We start from the raw sequence: 18,044 nt of genomic DNA on the forward strand, positions 1-18,044 counted from the left end.
GCTGTGTAAGTGGTTGATTTGTCTGGAGTTTAGTCCACGCAACCCTTTCCCTCGTGCAGGAAGGTCGATGCCAGCGGGCGTCGTGCACGCAGATTGCAGGCCAGATGCCTGCGGTGGCCTGCGCTTCGTTCGGCGGGCTGACAGATTGAAACACTGATACGGAATCCCCAAGCTGGCAGACGCACCCTACCCGGGAGCAGCCTGCCAGCGGATCGAAGCGAGCATGTGGTTGTTGATGGCATGGATGGTGACCTTGTGGCGGTGGCTGTTGCCCCCGGCCGCACACGCACATTCCGCCCCAGCGCCCGTCCTGCAAGCGCAACACGCTACTATTTTAGTAGCAAAACTGCGCCACTCTCACTCGCCCCCATCCACGCGCCCCTGCCTTTTCCTGCCGCGCTAGCGCTCGGCAGACCCTTGGCATTCCCGGCAATTCCCTTCGTTTCGATGCGTCAGTCCAGGCATTCACAGCTCCTGTAGAGCTTGTTGTATTGGTTTGGAAACTGTGGGCGGCAGCCCGCGCAGCCCTCTCCGTGGGTCACGGTTGGCTGCTCCGCTGCTGTCCGCGAAACACTGAAGGAATCGCATCATGAAGCGGATGCTCATCAACGCCACGCAGCCTGAAGAACGGCGCCTGGCCATCGTCGACGGACAGAAGCTCCTCGACTACGAAATCGAAATCGAGGGGCGCGAACAGCGCAAGGGCAACATCTACAAGGCCGTCGTCACGCGCGTCGAGCCCTCGCTGGAAGCCTGCTTCGTCGACTACGGCGAAGACCGCCACGGCTTCCTGCCGTTCAAGGAAATCTCGCGCAGCTACTTCACCCCCGGTGTCTCGCCCAGCCAGGCACGCATCAATGAAGTGATCCGCGAGGGCCAGGAGCTGCTGGTCCAGGTCGAAAAGGAAGAGCGCGGCAACAAGGGCGCGGCCCTGACCACCTTCGTCTCGCTGGCCGGCCGCTACGTGGTGCTGATGCCCAACAACCCCCGTGGCGGTGGCGTTTCGCGCCGCATCGAGGGCGAGGACCGCGCCGAGCTCAAGGAGGCGATGGACCAGCTGGAATACCCCAACGGCATGTCCATCATCGCGCGCACCGCCGGCATCGGCCGCACCGCGCCCGAGCTGCAGTGGGACCTGAACTACCTGCTCAAGCTGTGGAACGCCATCGACGGCGCCGCCAAGGGCGGCAAGGGCGCCTTCCTGATCTATCAGGAATCGAGCCTCGTCATCCGCGCGATCCGCGACTACTTCAACAACGACATCGGTGACATCCTCATCGATACCGACGACATCTACGAACAGGCGCAGCAGTTCATGGCGCACGTCATGCCCGAGCATGCCGCCCGCGTGAAGCGCTACCGCGACGACGCCGCCCTGTTCAGCCGCTTCCAGATCGAGCACCAGATCGAATCGGCCTACGCACGCACCGTGCAACTGCCCTCGGGCGGCGCCATCGTGATCGACCACACCGAAGCGCTGGTCAGCGTGGACGTGAACTCGGCCCGCGCCATCAAGGGCGGCGACATCGAGGAAACCGCCACCCGCACCAACCTGGAAGCCGCCGACGAAGTGGCGCGCCAGATGCGCCTGCGCGACCTGGGCGGCCTGATCGTGATCGACTTCATCGACATGGAGGAGAGCAAGAACCGCCGCGAAGTGGAAAACCGCCTGCGCGACGCGCTGCGCCAGGACCGCGCCCGCGTGCAGTTCGGCACCATCAGCAAGTTCGGCCTCATGGAGATGAGCCGCCAGCGCCTGAAGCCCGCCTTGAGCGAAGGCTCGTCCATCCCCTGCCCCCGCTGCGGCGGCTCGGGCCACATCCGCGACACGGAAAGCTCGGCCCTGCAGATCCTGCGGATCATCCAGGAAGAGTCCATGAAGGACAACACGGCCGCCGTGCACTGCCAGGTGCCGGTGGAAGTGGCCTCGTTCCTGCTCAACGAAAAGCGCACCGAGATCGCCAAGATCGAACTCAAGCAGCGCGTGGCCGTGCTGATGGTGCCCAACAAGACGCTGGAAACCCCCAACTACCGCCTGGAACGCCTCAAGCACGACGATCCGCGCCTGGACCACATCGAAGCCAGCTACAAGCTCGCCGAGGAAGTGGAAGACCCCACGGCCGTGACGCGCCGCTCGCAGGAGCCCACCAACAAGCAGACCCCCGTCATCAAGGGCGTGCTGCCCGATGCTCCCGCCCCCGTGGCCGAGCCCCGCCCCGAAGGCGCGGCCCGCCCACCCCGCGCCGGCCAGCGCCCCGCTGCCGCGCCCGCGGCACCCGCCCAGGCCCCCGTGGCTGCGCCAGCGCCCGCTGCCGCCGCCGCGCCGCAGGAGCAAGGCTTCTTTTCCTGGCTCAAGAGCCTGTTCGGCTTTGGCGATGCACCGGCAGCCCCCGCACCGGTGGCAGCAGCCCCTGCCCCCGCCGCCACACCTGAAACCACGGGCCGCGGCGAGCCCCGCCGCGATGGCCGCAACGGCGAAGGCCGTGGCCGCCGTGGTGGCCGCGATGGCAACCGGGAAGGCCAACGCGAAGGCGGCCGTGATGGCGGCAACCGCGAAGGCGCCAGCGAAGGCCGCGGCCGCCGTGGCGAGCGCTCGGCCGAAGGCCGCGCTCCGCGCGACGCCGAGGGCCGTCCACCCCGCGACACCGACCGCCGCCCCGAAGGCGAAGCCCGCGAGGGACGCGAAGGCCGCAACGGGCGTGACGGTGGCCGTGGCCGCCGCGACGCAGAGCCCCGCAACCAGGCCGCCGGCCTGAACGGCGACAACACCGCTGCCGCGCAGGCGCAGGTGGAAGGTCCGAACGGCAACAGCGCGGAAGCGGGCCAGCAGCCGCGCGGCGAGCGCGGTCCGCGCCGTGACCGTGGCGAAGGCTCCGGCCGCCGCGAACGTGGAGACCGTGCAGAGCGCGGCGAACGCACGCCCCGTGCTGTCGAAGCGCAGGAGAGCACCGCGCCGGCCGCGGGCGACTTCGTCGACACCGCCCCGCTGGCATCGCTGCCCGACCTGGACCTGTCCGGCAACGACGTGGCCGCGGGCAATGGAGCCCCGGCCAGCGAAGAGCAGCAGCGCCGCGAGCGCCGCTCGCGCGACCGCTACGGCCGTGACCGCCGCGAACGCGGCGAGCGAGGTCCTCGCGACAGCGCCGAGACCACGGCAGCGGCACCGGCGATGCTGGACTTCGATCCCACCGCCGTCGCCGCACCCCAGGCCGAACCGGCGCCGGAGCAGGATGAGGCTCCACGCCGCAGCTACTTCAGCGCCCCCGCCGCACCGGTGGAGGCCGCCGTGGCCGAGGCTCCGGCTGCCGCCCCGGTGGCGGCTGCAGCGCCAGCGCCCGTGGCTGCTCCGGTGGCCGCCACGGCCCCTGCTGCCGCGGCACCCGTGGCGCCCCCGGCCGCACCCGTTGCCGCGCCCGCGCCAGCCCCGGTGGCGGTTGCTGCTGCGGCGGCTGCCGCCAACGGCATGCCCCGTGTCCAGTCCTTCACGCTGCCGGTCGACGAGCTCCAGCAGGTTGCCGCCTCGTCGGGGCTGCAATGGGTGAACTCGGACGCGGGCAAGATCGCCGCCGTGCAGGCGGCGATCGCCGCCGAACCGCAACCCATCCGCGTTCCACGCGAACGGCCGCCCGCGGTCGTGCTGGACGAAGGCCCGCTGGTGCTGGTGGAAACCCGCCGCGACCTGTCGGCGATGACCCTGCCTTTCGAGCAGCCGCCGGCGGCCTGATCCACCGGCTGCGGCCCTGAAAACAAGAAGGCGGCCCAGGGCCGCCTTCTTGCTTTGGGGGCCCTGAACAACGCCTTGGCGCTGCGGCGGCCCTGCAGCAGGTACCATTTTGGCCGCTGCCGGCATTCCGGCCTCGCTCCGCCCAGCCTTCTCCCCTTCCGAGCCCCACGGACCACCCGGACTCCCACATGCTGTTCCTGCTGTCCCCTGCCAAATCCCTTGACTACGACACCCCCCTGCCCGAGGGGTTGCCCCATTCCACGCCCCAGTTCGTGCCACAGTCCACGGCCCTGATCGAGGTGCTGCGCACCCAGTCCCCCCAGGACATCGCCTCGCTCATGGACCTGAGCGACAAGCTGGCCGCGCTCAACGTGGCGCGCTACCAGGCCTGGCGCCCCCGCTTCACCGCCGCCAACTCGCGCCAGGCGCTGCTGGCCTTCAACGGCGACGTGTACGAAGGCCTGCAGGCGCGCGCGCTCACCGCCGACGACCTGGACTGGGCCCAGCGCCACGTGGCGATCCTGAGCGGCCTGTACGGCGTGCTGCGCCCGCTCGACCGCATGCAGCCCTACCGGCTGGAGATGGGCACGCGCCTGGCCACGGCCGCGGGCAGCAACCTGTACCAGTTCTGGGGCAGCCAGATCGCCGAGCACCTCAACACCCGGCTGCGCGCCGACACCACGCCCGTCGTGGTCAACCTGGCGTCGCAGGAGTACTTCAAGGCCGTGGACCGCAAGGCGCTCAAGGCACGCGTGGTCGAATGCGTGTTCGAGGACTGGAAAGGCGGCGGCTACAAGATCATCAGCTTCCACGCCAAGCGCGCGCGCGGCCTCATGGCCCGCTATGCCGTCACGCACCGCCTTGCCACACCCCGCCAGCTGGAAGGGTTTGATCTGGACGGCTATGCCTTTGCCCCGGCATCATCCGGGCCCGAGCGCCTGGTATTCCGGCGCAAGGCAGCACCCGCCCCGTAACCCCGAAAGAAACCTGCTTACGTTGAAGGACCGCCATGACATCGCGTTCTGAACAGCACCCGGACAGCACCACGGCAACCCAACAGGACCGCGGTGCCGCGCGGCAGGCCATCACGCCCGAGCTGCGCCGCTGGATCATCGAGCAGGCCCAGGCAGGCTATGCCGCGCCCGTGGTGCTGCAGTCCATGCGCGATGCGGGCTGGGATGAGGACGTGGCCGCCGATGCGCTGGAGATCACGCTGCAGGACCACCTCAACGAACTGGCCGTGCAGCAGGGCCAGCCACCCGCCGTGGCGGTGCCCGAGCCGCGGCTGGACGAATCCCCCGCGCAGCTTGAGGCCGGCGACCGCAGCGTGAACGTGCTGCTGGCGATCGCCCAGCCGCGCATCGTGGTGTTCGGCAACCTGCTGTCGCCCGAAGAATGCGATGCGCTGATCGCCGCCGCCGCGCCGCGCATGGCGCGCTCGCTCACCGTGGCCACCAAGACGGGGGGCGAGGAAGTCAACGACGACCGCACGAGCGACGGCATGTTCTTCCAGCGCGGCGAAAGCCCACTGCTGCAGCGCATCGAGGAGCGCATCGCCCGCCTGCTGAACTGGCCCATCGAGAACGGCGAGGGCCTGCAGGTGCTGCACTACCGCCCCGGCGCCGAATACAAGCCGCACTACGACTACTTCGACCCCGCCGAGCCGGGCACGCCCACCATCGTCAAGCGCGGCGGCCAGCGTGTGGGCACGCTCGTGATGTACCTGAACACGCCCGAGAAAGGCGGCGGCACCACCTTCCCCGATGTGCATGTGGAAGTGGCGCCGCAGCGCGGCAATGCCGTGTTCTTCAGCTACGAGCGCCCGCACCCGTCCACGCGCACCCTGCATGGCGGCGCCCCGGTGATCGCCGGCGAAAAATGGATCGCCACCAAGTGGCTGCGCGAGCGGGAATTCAAATAAAAACAGGCCCTGGCGCTTATCCACATTGCGCTACCAGCTATCAATTTAATAGTATCCATGAACACCCCGGAACAATCCCAACTCGGCAAGGCATCGGCCTACATCGACCAGTACGACGCCTCTCTGCTGTTCCCCATCCCCCGCGCGGGCAAGCGGGCCGAGATCGGTGTCACCGGCGCCGCGCCGTTCTTCGGCGCCGACCTGTGGACGGCGTTCGAGCTGTCGTGGCTCAACCAGCGCGGCAAGCCGCAGGTGGCGCTGGCGCACATCACCGTGCCGTGCGAGACCCCCAACATCGTGGAGAGCAAGTCGTTCAAGCTCTACCTCAACAGCTTCAACAACACCCGATTCACGGATGCGGCCGAGGTGCAGGCCCGCATCCGTGCCGACATCAGCGAGGCCGTGTGGCGCGGCGCGGAGCACCCGGCCACCGTGGGCGTGCGGCTCCTCAGCCCCGAACTGTTCGACCAGGAGCCCGTGCACGAACTCGACGGCCTGAGCCTCGATCGGCTGGACGTGGAATGCACGCAGTACCAGCCCGCGCCCGAGCTGCTGACGGCCGTGTTTGGCGAGGCCCCCGTGTCCGAAGTGCTCACCAGCAACCTGCTCAAGAGCAACTGCCTGGTGACGGGCCAGCCCGACTGGGGCAGCGTGCAGATCAGCTACAGCGGCCCGCAGATCAACCAGGAAGGCCTTCTGCAGTACCTGGTGAGCTTTCGCAACCACAACGAATTCCACGAGCAGTGCGTGGAGCGCATCTTCATGGACGTGTGGACCCGCTGCAAACCCATCAAGCTCACCGTGTATGCGCGCTACACGCGCCGGGGCGGCCTGGACATCAACCCGCTGCGCACCAGCCACCCGCAGGGCCTGCCGCGCAACGTGCGCACCGCCCGCCAGTAAGGCCCTCCAAAGATCCGCTAACCGCGCGCGTCAATCCAGTCGCACCGCAGGGTGTGGCGCGCATGCGCGCGGGTGCGCCAGGTCACATACAGGCTGGGCAGAAAGATGGCGACCAGGCACACCGGCGCGGTCCAGGGCTCGCCAAAGGCGCAGATGGGAAACCAGCCCACCCACCCCAGCATCCAGATCGTCAGCACCAGGTCCCAGAGGTGGTACTCCAGCGGGTGCTCGGCCTTGTGCGCGACATGCCACTGCTTGATGCGTTGCAGCTCGTTCAGGGTCATGGGAACCTCCCGGAAAACGGGAAATTCACTGTAAGCTAGCAGTAAGAATTCGTCAAGAAATACCGCGCGCCCCGCCACGGCGCAGGGCCGCTAGCCCAGGCGAAACACATCCACGGACCGGCCCAGCGACAGGGCGCTTTCCTTGAGGCCCTGGGCCGATGCCGCCGACTGCTCCACCAGCGCCGCGTTCTGCTGCGTCACGGTGTCGAGCTGCGTGACAGCCTCGTTGACCTGGGCGATGCCCTGGGACTGCTCCTTGGTCGCGCTGCTGATCTGCTGCACCAGCGTGCTCACCCGCCCGACGGCGTTGACCACGCCCTGGATGGTGGTGCCCGCATGGTCCATCTGCTGCGCGCCGTTGGCGATCTGGTTCACCGTCGCGCCGATCAGGCCGCTGATCTCCTTGGCCGAGCTGGCGCTGCGCTGCGCCAGGGCCCGGACCTCCCCCGCCACCACGGCAAAGCCCCGGCCCTGCTCGCCCGCGCGGGCCGCCTCCACGGCGGCATTGAGCGCCAGCAGGTTGGTCTGGAAGGCGATGCCCTCGATCACGCCCACGATCTCGCTGATGCGCGTGGACGACTGCTTCATCTCCTGCATGGCAGCGCCCACCTCCTGCACGGCCTGGCCGCCGCGCGTGGCGATGTCGCTGCTTTGCGCGCTCTCGTGCGACACCTTGGCGGCGGTGTCGGCCGTCTGCTGCACGGTGCTGGCCAGCTGCTCCATCGACGCGGCGGTTTCCTCCAGGCTGCTCGCCTGCGATTCGGTGCGTGCCGACAGGTCCAGGCTGCCGCGCGAAATCTCGGCGGCCGACTGGGTGAAGCTGCGCACTTCGGTGCGCACATCGCCCACCACCGCGCGCAGGTTGACCTGCGTCTGCCGCAGCCGCTGCATGAGCGCGCCCAATGGCGGTGGATAGTCCACGTGGACCGAGGTGGCCAGATTGCATGCCGAGATGTCGGAGGCGAACCGGGTCGCATCGTGCACGCCCCGCAGCACGGTGGCCTGGTAGCGCCACAGCGCCCACCCGCTCCCCACCAGCAGCAGCACCAGGCGCGTCACCCAGGCCACGGGGCCCTGCAGCCCCAGCATGTCGGGCACCAGCGCCAGCAGCAGCAACACCCCAAGCACCAGCGCCATGCGGGGCAGCAACGCCATTTGCGCCATGCGCTGCCGCCAGCCACGCACACCGCGGTAGCGCAGGTTGCCGGCGTCCAGGTAGAAACTGCGCGCGCCCGAGGCCGCATCGCGGCGCATCTGCGCATACAGGGCCTCGGCGGCATCGGACTCCGCCGCGCTGGGCTTGGTGCGCACCGACATGTAGGCGCGGGGCTTGCCCCCCTCCATGATGGGCGTGACATTGGCCCGCACCCAGTAGTGGTCGCCATTCTTGCGGCGGTTTTTCACCAGCCCCGTCCAGGGCTCCCCCCGGCCGACGGTGCGCCACAAGTCCTTGTAGGCCTCGGCGGGCATGTCGGGGTGGCGGATGATGCTGTGGGGCTGGCCGACAAGCTCGTCGTGGCTGTACCCGCTCACGCGCACGAAGGCGGGGTTGCAGTGCGTGATCTCGCCCTTGGTGTTGGTGCTGGACACCAGCAGCTCATCGCCGGGGTAGTCGAAATTCTGCTGGGTCACCGGCAGGTTGATGCGCATGGAAAGCTCCTGATGGGCCCGCATCGTCGGCAGGCGGCGCGGTCCGCTACCGCTTGATACCGATCAAGTCTACCTGCCGATCACACCGTCTGGCACCAAAAGAATTGCGGTGGTGCCGCGAGAAACGGGCGGCCCCGGGCGCAGCCTCGGGCCTAGAAAAGCTGACCGGTTTCCATGGTGGCCTGCGCGTCGGGCCGCCGCCCCCGGCCGCCGGCCGGCACCGGTGTGCGTGGCTCCAGCACCGGCTCTTCCCCGCGCCGCGCCAGCGTGCTGGCCCGCACCCCCAGCAGGCGCAGGCGCTTGTCCAGCGGCACGCGCTTGAGGCACTGCCCGGCCAGCTGGCGGATGGTGGCGCCGTCCGCCGTGTAGATGCCCGCGGTGTGGTCGCGCGTGGCCATCTTGAAGTCGTCGTAGCGCAGCTTGATGCCGATGGTGCGCGCCACATAGCCCTTGCGCTGCAGGTCTTCGGCCAGGCGCAGGCACAGGTCGGTGAAGATCGCGCCCAGCTCCGCCTTGTCGCGCACGGCGTGCAGGTCGCGGTCGAAGGTGGTCTCGCGGCTCATGCTCACGGGTTCGCTTTCGGTCACCACGGGGCTGTCGTCCCGCCCCCAGGACACCCGGTGCATCCACGCCCCCGTCGATTTGCCGAAGTGCCCCATCAGCCACTGTTCATCCTGCGCCGCCAGCTGGCCGATGGTCTCGATGCCCAGGCGCGCCAGCTTCTCACCCGCCTTGGGGCCGATGCCGTTGATCTTGCGCACGTTGAGCGGCCAGATCTTCGCCTGCAGATCCGACTCATAGACGATGGAGATGCCATTGGGCTTGTTGAACTCGCTGGCCATCTTGGCCAGCAGCCGGTTGGGGGCCACGCCGATGGAGCAGGTCAGCCCCGTCACGTCGAAGATCCTCTTCTGGATGAGCCGTGCCAGCACCCTGCCTCCTTCGCGCTGACCCCCGGGCACGTCGGTGAAGTCGATGTAGACCTCGTCCACGCCCCGGTCCTGCATCACCGGAGCGATGTCGGTGATGGTGCTCTTGAACAGGCGCGAAAAGCGGCGCACTTCGTCGAAATCCACGGGCAGCACGATGGCATGGGGGCACAGCCTGGCGGCCTTCATCATGCCCATGGCCGAGCCCACGCCGAACTGCCGCGCCGCGTAGGTGGCGGTGGTGATGACGCCCCGGCCCACATAGTCCTTGAGCAGGGGAAAGTCGGCCACCGGGATGAAATGCGGCTCGCGCAGGCCCTGGCCATCGGGGCTCTGGTGCAGCAGCTCGTCCACCTTGCGCCGCCCGCCGCCGATGACCACGGCCAGGCCCTTGAGCTGGGGGTAGCGCAGCAGCTCGACGGATGCGAAGAAGGCATCCATGTCGAGGTGCGCGATGCGACGCAGGCGCGGTGCGGAGGGCTCGTCGGGCGGTGCGGAGGTCACGGCCTCCATTGTGCGCAAAAGCGCAGACACCCTGCTGTCAGCCGCCCGGCCGACCACAGGGTTTGGGCTGCGGTATTGATTGTGTCTATTGCTTCTTGGCGAGCGCCGCGTTGCGCAGGCCCTGCAGCGTTCCCGTGGGAGTGATCGCCTCGGGGTCGATCAGGCAGTGCAGCACGCTGGGCAGGCCGCTGGCGCGCGCGCGGGCCAGCGCGGGGGCGAAGTCTTCGGTGCGCTCCACGCGCTCGCCGTGGCCGCCGAAGGCCTGGGCGTAGGCCTTGAAGTCGGGGTTCTTGAGCTGCGTGGCGCTCACACGGCCCGGGTACTCGCGCTCCTGGTGCATGCGGATGGTGCCGTACATGGCGTTGTCCAGCAGCACCACAATGATCGGCAGGCCGTACTGCACGGCGGTCGCGAACTCCTGGCCGTGCATCAGGAAGTCGCCGTCACCCGCGAAGATCACCACCTCGCGCTGCGGCCACAGGCGCTTGCCGCCCACGCCGGCCGGCAGCCCGTAGCCCATCGACCCGCTGGTGGGCGCGAGCTGGCTCGCATAGGTGGTGAAGGGCCAGAAGCGGTGCACCCACGTCGCGAAGTTGCCCGCGCCGTTGCAGAAGATGGTGTCGGCGGGCAGCACGTCCTTGAGGTGCTGCATCACCTGGCCCATCTGCAGATCACCGGGGATGCGGATGGGCGCGGTATCGCTCCAGGCCAGGTAGTCGGCATGGGCGGCTTCGGTGTGGGCCTTCCACGGCACCGGCGCCGTGGGGCGCACCGCGTTCAAGGCCGCGGCGAAGGCCTGCGGCGTGGCGTGGATGGCCTGCGTGGGGCGGTAGAGCTTGCCCAGTTCATCGGCATCGGCATGCACATGCACCAGGGGCTGTGTGGGCGTGGGGATGCCGAACAGCTCGTAGCCCTGCGACGGCACTTCGGACAGGCGCCCGCCCACCACCAGCACCAGGTCGGACGCGCGGATGCGCGCCAGCAGCTTGGGGTTCACGCCCAGGCCCAGGTCGCCGCCGTAGCAGGCGTGGGTGGCGGCAAACAGCATCTGCCGGCGGAACGAGCAGTACACCGGAATGGACCACGCCTCGGCAAACGCCGTGAACTCGCGCACCGCCTGCTCGGACCAGCGGCTTCCGCCCAGGATGGCCACGGGGCTCTGGGCGGCCTGCAGGCGCTGGGCCAGCTCGGCCATCTGCGCGGCGCCGGGGTGGGTCTCGGTGACCTGGTAGGGCTGCGCGTCGGCCACGGTGGCGGCCTCCGTCAGCATGTCTTCGGGCAGCGCCACCACCACCGGGCCGGGGCGGCCCGAGGTGGCAACGTGGAAGGCGCGCGAGATGAGTTCGGGCACGCGCGCCGGGTCGTCGATCTGCACCACCCACTTGGCCATGGTGCCGAAGACCGCGCTGTAGTCGAGCTCCTGGAACGCCTCGCGCCCCATGGCGCCGCGCGCCACCTGGCCCACGAACAGGATCATCGGGGTCGAGTCCTGGTGCGCGATGTGCACACCGGCCGACGCATTGGTCGCGCCCGGCCCGCGCGTCACGAAGCAGATGCCCGGCTGACCCGTGAGCTTGCCCTGCGCCTCGGCCATCATGGCCGCGCCGCCTTCCTGGCGGCACACCGTCACGCCGATGTCCGCATCGTGCAGGGCATCGAGCACGGCCAGGTAGCTCTCGCCCGGCACGCAGAACAGCTGCTTGACGCCATGGGTGATGAGCTGCTGCACCAGGATCTGGCCGCCGGTGCGGCTTGGGGCGGGGCTGGAGGTGGAAGGCGTGGTCATGTCAAAAGGTCCGGAACGGGAAAATATCAAACGAGGAAAACAGGCGGGTCAGCGCAGCGCCTCGCACGCACGGCGGATACGTGTGCAGGCCTCCTGCAGGTCGGCCATGCTGGCAGCGTACGAGATACGGAAATACGGCGCCAGCCCCAGCACGCTGCCCGGCACCACGGCCACGTGGAACTCGCGCAACAGGTAGTCGCAAAAGTCGGCGTCCGTGCGCAGCAGCGCGCCGCCCGGCGTGGTGCGGCCCAGCACGCCTTCGCAGCTGGCAAACGTGTAGAACGCACCCTCGGGCACGCGGCAGCGCAGGCCCGGCGATGCGTTGAGCGAAGCCACCACGAGGTCGCGCCGCGCCTGGAACTCGCGGCAGCGCTCGGCCACCACGTCCTGCGGACCGGTGAGCGCCGCCACCGCCGCCGCCTGGCTGATGGACGACGCGCACGACGTCGCCTGGCTCTGCACCACCGCCATGGCCGCGATCAGCGCACGCGGGCCCGCGCCGTAGCCGATGCGCCAGCCCGTCATGGCGTACGACTTGGACACGCCGTTCACCGTGAGCGTGCGCTCGCGCAGCGCGGGCAGCACGACCACCGGCGTGGCGAACGCATGGCCGTCGTACAGGATGTGTTCGTAGATGTCGTCCGCCAGCACCCACACCCGCGGGTGGCGCAGCACCACCTCCAGAAGGGGCCGCAGTTGCTCGGCGCTGTAGGCCGTGCCGCTGGGGTTGGACGGCGAGTTGATGAACACCCAGCGCGTGCGCGGCGTGATGGCGGCATCCAGCTCTTGCTCCGTAATGCGAAAGCCGTTGTCTTCGCTGCACGGCACCACCACGGGCACACCGCCCGCGATCAGCACCATGTCGGCGTACGAGGTCCAGTACGGCGCGGGCAGGATCACCTCGTCGCCCGGGTTCAGGCTGGCCATCAGCGCGTTGTAGATGACCTGCTTGGCACCGGCGCCCACAGTGATCTCGTGGGTGGCGAACGCGAGGCCGTTGTCGCGGCGGAACTTGAGCTGGATCGCGGCCTTGAGCTCCGGCGTGCCGTCCAGCACCGTGTAGTGCGTGTCGCCCCGCGCCATGGCGCGCTGCGCGGCCTCCTGGATGTGGATCGGCGTGTCGAAGTCCGGCTCGCCCAGGCCCAGCACGATCACGGGCTGACCCTGGCGCTTCAATTCATTGGCGGCCTGGGTGATGCGCACGATGTCCGACACACCGATGGCGCTGATGCGGTCGGCCGCGCGAAAGGCTGTGGCGGGGATGGCGGCGTTCATTGCTGGTAGGACTCCAGGGGCTTGTCGTTGGGTGCGGAGAACAGCTGGCGCAGCGTGGTGCCCAGCGGCAAATTCAGGCTCATGTTCTTGGGCGGAATGGGGTTAACGAACCACTTGGTGTAGATCTTTTCCATCTCGCCGCTCTGCATCAGCCGGGTGAGCACGCCGTCCACCGCGGCCTTGAAGGTGGGGTCGTCCTTGCGGAACAGCAGCGCGATCGGCTCGGCGCCCAGCGGCTCGCCCACGATGCGGTAGGCCGACGGGTCCTTGGAGTTGGAGATCAGGCCCGCCAGCAGGTTGTCGTCCAGCACGAACGCATCAGCGCGGCCGGATTCGAGCAGCATGAAGCTCTCGTGGTGGTCCTTGCCCAGCACCGTCTTGACGGGTGCGCCCAGCGTGCGCTCCTGCTTGCGCAGCAGCTGCACGGCCGTGGTGCCGGTGGAGGCCGCAATCGTGCGGTTGCCCAGCTGGCTGATGGACTTCAGGTCCGAATCCTTGCGCACCGCCATGCGCACCTCGCTCACATAGGTGGTCACGGCAAAAGCCACCTGCTGCTGGCGCGCCAGGTTGTTGGTGGTGGGGCCGCAGCCGATGTCCAGCGTGCCGTTCTGCACCAGCGGCATCGTGTTCTGCGCCGTCACGGCCATGTACTCGAGCTTCGCGTCGGGCACGATTTCCTTGAGCACGCGCTCGCACAGCTCCACGTGGTAGCCCACGTATTTTTCATTCGCGCCCAGCGCGTAGGCCATGGGCGGCGAGGTCTCGCGCACGCCCAGCACCGCCTTGCCCGATGCCTTGATCTTCTCCAGCGTGGGCATGGCGGTTTGCGCCTGCGCGGGCACGAAGGCCGTGCAGGCCAGTGCGAGCCCTGCAGCGAGCGCGGTGAATGTCTTGCGGGAAATTGCCATGGTCGTTGTCTCCGGTTGTGTTGTGGTTGGCAGGTGGGAAAGCGTCGAAAAAAAGGGAGGGCCGGATGGGCGGGGCCCCGGTGCGGGGCTCCTGGGTTCAGATGACGTTCTTCTCCAGCAGCGGCTGGTTGCGCGCGATGCGTTCGATGGACAGCGGCGCCAGGTCCAGGCTCCGGTAGCGGCCCGTCAGCATCAGCTCGGCCAGGCCGCGCCCCACGGCAGGGCACTGCTGCAGGCCATGGCCCGAGAAACCGTTGGCGAACACCAGGTTGTCGCACGCGGGGTGCAGGCCCACGATGGCGTTGTGGTCGAAGGTGTTCATCTCGTAGTAGCCCGCCCAGGCGCCCTGCATGCGCAGCGCCTCGAATCCCGGAATGCGCTCCGCCAAGGCAGGCCAGACATGGTTGTCGAAGGCGTCGTACTCGGGCTCCAGCGGCGCAAAGTCGGCATCGTCGCCAGCCTGCGGTGCAAAGCCGCAGATGAAGCCCGAGCCCTCGGGCCGCAGCCAGATGCCGCTGGTGTCGATGAGCAGCGGGCAGCCCGGCAGCGCCGCGGGGCTGGCCAGGTGGAACACCGTGCGGCGCTTGCCCACCACGGGCAGGCCGATGCCCGCCCAGCCCGCGATGGCCGCGGCCCAGGGGCCACCCGCGTTCACCGCAAAGCGGCACGGCAGCTCGCCACCGCTTTTCAGGCTGACGGCACGCACATGCCGCACGCCATCGCTAGCCACCAGGTCCAGGCCCACGGCCTCATCGGCCACGTAGCGCACGCCCTGGCTCTGCGCCTTCTTGCGCAGCGCGCTCAGCAGCAGGTAGCCGTCGAACCAGCCCTCGCCCGACAGCCCGAGCGACCCCAGCACCACGTCCTGCAGCGCCAGCCACGGAAAGCGCCCGGCCAGCTGCTGCGGGCCGAGCAGCGCCACATCGGCGCCGTGCCGCTTTTGCAGCGCATGGTTCTCGCGCAGCGTGGCCTCGCCCGCCTGGGTGGCCAGGTACAGATAGCCGCCCTCGTGCAGGCCCACATCCGGCGCGTCGCCGTTGCAGGCCAGCAGCGCGTTCACATTGCGCAGAAAGCCGATGCCATAGGCCGAGATCTGGACATTGATGTCGGTGGAGAACTGCTGGCGGATGGAGCTGGCCGACAGCGCGGACGATGCGCGCGCATAGGTCGGGTCCCGCTCGACCACCACCACCGTGCAGCCCGGCTGCTGCAGCGTGAGGAAGTACGCGATGGCGCTGCCGATGACGCCGCCACCGATGACGACGATGGGTGGCGTTTCAGCCGGCATGAAAGCGCTTGCCACTGCGCTGCTCACACGTCGAAGGTCACGCCCTGCGCCAGCGGCAGTGCCGTGGAATAGTTGATGGTGTTCGTCGCCCTGCGCATGTAGGCTTTCCAGCTGTCGGAGCCCGCCTCGCGCCCGCCGCCGGTTTCCTTCTCGCCGCCAAACGCGCCGCCGATTTCCGCGCCGCTCGGGCCGATGTTCACGTTGGCAATGCCGCAGTCCGAGCCGGCTGCCGACATGAACAGCTCGGCCTCGCGCACATTGAGCGTGAAGATCGACGACGACAGGCCCGCGCCCACGGCGTTGTTCATCGCGATGGCCTCGTCCAGCGTGCTGTAGCGCACCACGTACAGGATGGGCGCGAAGGTTTCGTGCAGCGCGGGGCCGTCATGCCTTTGCAGCTCCACCAGGGCAGGGCGCACGTAGTACGCGTCCGCACCACCCAAACCTTCCACGCGGCCGCCGCCGTGCACCGCGGCACCCAGCGCACGGCTTTGTTCCAGCGCCTTTTGCATGCCTTCAAAGGCCATGCGGTCGATCAGCGGGCCCACCAGCGTGCCGGCGGTGCGCGGGTCGCCCACCTGCACGTTGGCGTACACCTTGGCCAGCTGGGGGACCAACTGATCGTAGATGCTGTCGTGCACGAACAGGCGGCGCAGCGTGGTGCAGCGCTGGCCCGCCGTGCCCATGGCGGCGAACGCGATGCCGCGCAGCGCCAGGTCCAGGTCGGCCGTGGGGGCCACGATGGCGGCATTGTTGCCGCCCAGCTCCAGGATGCCGCGCGCAAAACGTGCCGCCAGGCGCGGGCCCACCGCGCGGCCCATGGCGGTGGAGCCCGTGGCTGACAGCACGGGCACGCGGGCGTCATCCACCAGCACCTCGCCAATGTCGCGCTGGCCCACGATCAGCTCCAGCAGGCCTTCGGGCGCGTCGGCACCAAACCGCGCGATGGCACGCTGCGCGATGGCGTGCGTGGCCAGGGCCGTGAGCGGGGTCTTTTCGGACGGCTTCCACACCACCGAATCACCACACACCAGCGCCAGCGCCGCGTTCCACGACCACACGGCCACCGGGAAGTTGAAGGCCGAGATCACGCCGCACACGCCCAGCGGGTGCCAGGTTTCCATCATGCGGTGGCCGGGGCGCTCGGTGGCAATCGTCAGGCCGTACAGCTGGCGCGACAGGCCCACCGCGAAGTCGCAGATGTCGATCATCTCCTGCACCTCGCCCAGGCCTTCGGACGGAATCTTGCCCGCCTCGATGGTGACGAGCAGTCCCAGGTCCGCCTTGGCGGCGCGCAGCTCTTCGCCCAGCAGGCGCACCAGCTCGCCCCGGCGCGGCGCAGGCACGTTGCGCCAGGCCTGGAAGGCCGCATGCGCACGGCCGATGGCGGCGGTCGCCTCGGCGGGGCCGTGCTGCGGCACCCGGGCCAGCACCTCGCCCGTGATGGGCGAGCGGGCGGCCAGCGTGCCACCGGTGTAGCCCGCGCGGGGCACGCCCAGGCGTTGCAGCAATTGATCGACTTCGGTCACGAGGGGGGTGGCGGCAGGGGTGGCGGACATGGCGGCTCGCAAGGATCAGAAGGGCAGGAAAAAGGGGCAGCGCAGGAGAAAACACGCAATGAAGGCGCCAATATCCGCCAATCCTGCCGCGCTGGATAGCAAAAAAATGGAACTACTTGATCACAAATTGGAATGAAGTACCTGAAAATAGCAGGGACCCGCACCGCACACCGCATCAGTGCCACGGACTTGAAAGGCCTTGCCTGGGCCACCACCGATCATTCCCCCCACGCATGACCATGCTGCGCCGCTCCTTCCTGCCATCCACCGCCGATCTGCTGGCCTTTGAAACGGCTGCCCGCCACCAGAGCGTGTCGCGCGCGGCCGAGGAGCTGCACCTCACGCAAAGCGCCGTGTCACGCCAGATCCGCCAGCTGGAGGAGCAACTGGGCACCGCCCTCTTCCACCGCGTGCGCCAGCGCGTGGTGCTCACCGACGCGGGCCGCGTCTACGCCGCCGACGTGCTGGCCGTGCTGCAGCAGCTGTCGGCCAGCACGCAGAAGGCCATGGCGTTCGCGAGCACCGACGGCCTGCTCAACCTGGCCGTGCTGCCCACGCTGGGCACCCGCTGGCTCATACCACGCCTGGGCGGCTTCATGGCCCAGCACCCCGAGGCCATGGTCAATTTTTCGGCCCGCACCGAGCCCTTTGATTTCGCGGGAACACCGTTCGACGCGGCCATCCACTTCGGTGCGCCGCACTGGGCGGGTGCCGTGTGCGAATACCTGATGCACGAAGAGACGGTGCCCGTGTGCAGCCCCGCCTACCGCGACCGCCACCACATCCGCACGCCACAGGATCTGACCCGCGTGGTGCTGCTGCAGCAAAGCACGCGCCCCACCCAGTGGGCCGAGTGGTTCGAGCTGGTGGGCGCCCCCACGGCCCTGGCCCTGCGCGGCCCCCAGTCCGAACACTTCGCCATGATCGCCCAGGCCGCCGTCTCGCACCTGGGCGCGGCGCTGCTGCCGCGTTTCCTGATCGAGCAGGAGCTGGCGGCGGGCAGCCTGGTGGAGCTGTCGGGCACGGTACTGACCAGCACCGATGCGTACTACCTCGTGTACCCGGAGGCGCGCGCGCAGACGCCGCTGGTGAAGGCGTTCAGGGACTGGGTGGTGGGGGAATGCGCAGGCCAGCGGCAAGCCCAAGGCTGAGGACCGGCGCGACGCCCCTGCACCACCGGGTCCATGGAATTTTTGAATAAAAATGCCTCCAGCCCTTGTGGCTAAAGCGCTGGCAGCTATGAAAAGTGAAGTGGCAGCACCGGGTATCCGGCGCCCGGGCCGCGCACCGGCAGGCCGTCATTCAGCGCCCGT

13 protein-coding genes are annotated in these 18,044 nt (G+C 68.8%); 5 read left to right on the plus strand and 8 right to left on the minus strand.

What is annotated here, in order from left to right:
- Positions 1-589: 589 nt before the first annotated feature.
- The 4 genes from KW843_RS13320 to queF all read left to right on the plus strand — a co-directional run bounded on the left by KW843_RS13320 (position 590) and on the right by queF (position 6,548).
- Entirely contained in the window at positions 590-3,724 is a 3,135-nt protein-coding gene (locus KW843_RS13320) for an Rne/Rng family ribonuclease (protein ID WP_218295612.1), read from the plus strand.
- A gap of 188 nt (positions 3,725-3,912) precedes the next feature.
- Positions 3,913-4,698: a peroxide stress protein YaaA gene (gene yaaA / locus KW843_RS13325; protein ID WP_218295613.1), complete on the plus strand. Its 786-nt coding sequence runs from the start codon at positions 3,913-3,915 to the stop codon at positions 4,696-4,698.
- A 35-nt stretch (positions 4,699-4,733) separates the two neighbouring features.
- The gene (locus KW843_RS13330; protein WP_218295614.1) at positions 4,734-5,645 is read left to right on the plus strand and encodes a 2OG-Fe(II) oxygenase; all 912 of its coding nucleotides are present in this window, start codon (positions 4,734-4,736) and stop codon (positions 5,643-5,645) included.
- Between the two features lie 57 nt (positions 5,646-5,702).
- Positions 5,703-6,548 carry an NADPH-dependent 7-cyano-7-deazaguanine reductase QueF gene (gene queF, locus KW843_RS13335; protein WP_218295615.1) on the plus strand — a complete coding sequence of 282 codons (846 nt, stop codon included), beginning with the start codon at positions 5,703-5,705 and terminating at the stop codon, positions 6,546-6,548.
- A gap of 17 nt (positions 6,549-6,565) precedes the next feature.
- Here the strand turns inward: queF and KW843_RS13340 are convergent, their stop codons facing one another.
- The 8 genes from KW843_RS13340 to KW843_RS13375 all read right to left on the minus strand — a co-directional run bounded on the left by KW843_RS13340 (position 6,566) and on the right by KW843_RS13375 (position 16,731).
- A complete protein-coding gene (locus KW843_RS13340; protein ID WP_218295616.1) occupies positions 6,566-6,832 on the minus strand; it encodes a hypothetical protein in 267 nt (88 codons plus the stop codon).
- 90 nt (positions 6,833-6,922) lie between these two features.
- On the minus strand, positions 6,923-8,482 hold the full coding sequence (locus KW843_RS13345; RefSeq protein WP_218295617.1) for a methyl-accepting chemotaxis protein: 1,560 nt from the start codon (positions 8,480-8,482) through the stop codon (positions 6,923-6,925).
- A gap of 152 nt (positions 8,483-8,634) precedes the next feature.
- Positions 8,635-9,924 (minus strand): DNA polymerase IV, encoded by a 1,290-nt coding sequence (locus KW843_RS13350; RefSeq protein ID WP_218295618.1) that lies wholly within the window; start codon positions 9,922-9,924, stop codon positions 8,635-8,637.
- Positions 9,925-10,000: 76 nt separating this feature from the next.
- On the minus strand, positions 10,001-11,701 hold the full coding sequence (locus tag KW843_RS13355) for a thiamine pyrophosphate-binding protein (RefSeq protein ID WP_218295619.1): 1,701 nt from the start codon (positions 11,699-11,701) through the stop codon (positions 10,001-10,003).
- A gap of 48 nt (positions 11,702-11,749) precedes the next feature.
- Positions 11,750-12,976 (minus strand): pyridoxal phosphate-dependent aminotransferase, encoded by a 1,227-nt coding sequence (locus KW843_RS13360; RefSeq protein ID WP_218295620.1) that lies wholly within the window; start codon positions 12,974-12,976, stop codon positions 11,750-11,752.
- On the minus strand, positions 12,973-13,884 hold the full coding sequence (locus KW843_RS13365; protein ID WP_218295621.1) for an amino acid ABC transporter substrate-binding protein: 912 nt from the start codon (positions 13,882-13,884) through the stop codon (positions 12,973-12,975). The genes KW843_RS13360 and KW843_RS13365 overlap by 4 nt, the downstream gene beginning before the upstream one ends.
- A gap of 97 nt (positions 13,885-13,981) precedes the next feature.
- Positions 13,982-15,172 (minus strand): FAD-binding oxidoreductase, encoded by a 1,191-nt coding sequence (locus KW843_RS13370; RefSeq protein ID WP_218295622.1) that lies wholly within the window; start codon positions 15,170-15,172, stop codon positions 13,982-13,984.
- Positions 15,173-15,195: 23 nt separating this feature from the next.
- Positions 15,196-16,731 (minus strand): aldehyde dehydrogenase family protein, encoded by a 1,536-nt coding sequence (locus KW843_RS13375; RefSeq protein ID WP_218295623.1) that lies wholly within the window; start codon positions 16,729-16,731, stop codon positions 15,196-15,198.
- A 239-nt stretch (positions 16,732-16,970) separates the two neighbouring features.
- Between KW843_RS13375 and KW843_RS13380 the strand changes: the two genes are divergently transcribed.
- Complete coding sequence (locus KW843_RS13380) at positions 16,971-17,882, plus strand: LysR family transcriptional regulator (protein ID WP_218295624.1); 912 nt, start codon at positions 16,971-16,973, stop codon at positions 17,880-17,882.
- The last annotated feature ends 162 nt before the right edge of the window (positions 17,883-18,044 follow it).

It is taken from the genome of Acidovorax sp. sif1233 (assembly GCF_019218755.1).
Lineage (GTDB): Bacteria > Pseudomonadota > Gammaproteobacteria > Burkholderiales > Burkholderiaceae_C > Acidovorax.

What these genes read in the sequence shown, in the direction of transcription:
- KW843_RS13320 (WP_218295612.1), top strand. Translation starts at nt 590, where the DNA reads ATGAAGCGGATGCTCATCAACGCCACGCAGCCTGAAGAACGGCGCCTG.
- yaaA (WP_218295613.1), top strand. Translation starts at nt 3,913, where the DNA reads ATGCTGTTCCTGCTGTCCCCTGCCAAATCCCTTGACTACGACACCCCC.
- KW843_RS13330 (WP_218295614.1), top strand. Translation starts at nt 4,734, where the DNA reads ATGACATCGCGTTCTGAACAGCACCCGGACAGCACCACGGCAACCCAA.
- queF (WP_218295615.1), top strand. Translation starts at nt 5,703, where the DNA reads ATGAACACCCCGGAACAATCCCAACTCGGCAAGGCATCGGCCTACATC.
- KW843_RS13340 (WP_218295616.1), bottom strand. Translation starts at nt 6,832, where the DNA reads ATGACCCTGAACGAGCTGCAACGCATCAAGCAGTGGCATGTCGCGCAC.
- KW843_RS13345 (WP_218295617.1), bottom strand. Translation starts at nt 8,482, where the DNA reads ATGCGCATCAACCTGCCGGTGACCCAGCAGAATTTCGACTACCCCGGC.
- KW843_RS13350 (WP_218295618.1), bottom strand. Translation starts at nt 9,924, where the DNA reads ATGGAGGCCGTGACCTCCGCACCGCCCGACGAGCCCTCCGCACCGCGC.
- KW843_RS13355 (WP_218295619.1), bottom strand. Translation starts at nt 11,701, where the DNA reads ATGACCACGCCTTCCACCTCCAGCCCCGCCCCAAGCCGCACCGGCGGC.
- KW843_RS13360 (WP_218295620.1), bottom strand. Translation starts at nt 12,976, where the DNA reads ATGAACGCCGCCATCCCCGCCACAGCCTTTCGCGCGGCCGACCGCATC.
- KW843_RS13365 (WP_218295621.1), bottom strand. Translation starts at nt 13,884, where the DNA reads ATGGCAATTTCCCGCAAGACATTCACCGCGCTCGCTGCAGGGCTCGCA.
- KW843_RS13370 (WP_218295622.1), bottom strand. Translation starts at nt 15,172, where the DNA reads ATGCCGGCTGAAACGCCACCCATCGTCGTCATCGGTGGCGGCGTCATC.
- KW843_RS13375 (WP_218295623.1), bottom strand. Translation starts at nt 16,731, where the DNA reads ATGTCCGCCACCCCTGCCGCCACCCCCCTCGTGACCGAAGTCGATCAA.
- KW843_RS13380 (WP_218295624.1), top strand. Translation starts at nt 16,971, where the DNA reads ATGCTGCGCCGCTCCTTCCTGCCATCCACCGCCGATCTGCTGGCCTTT.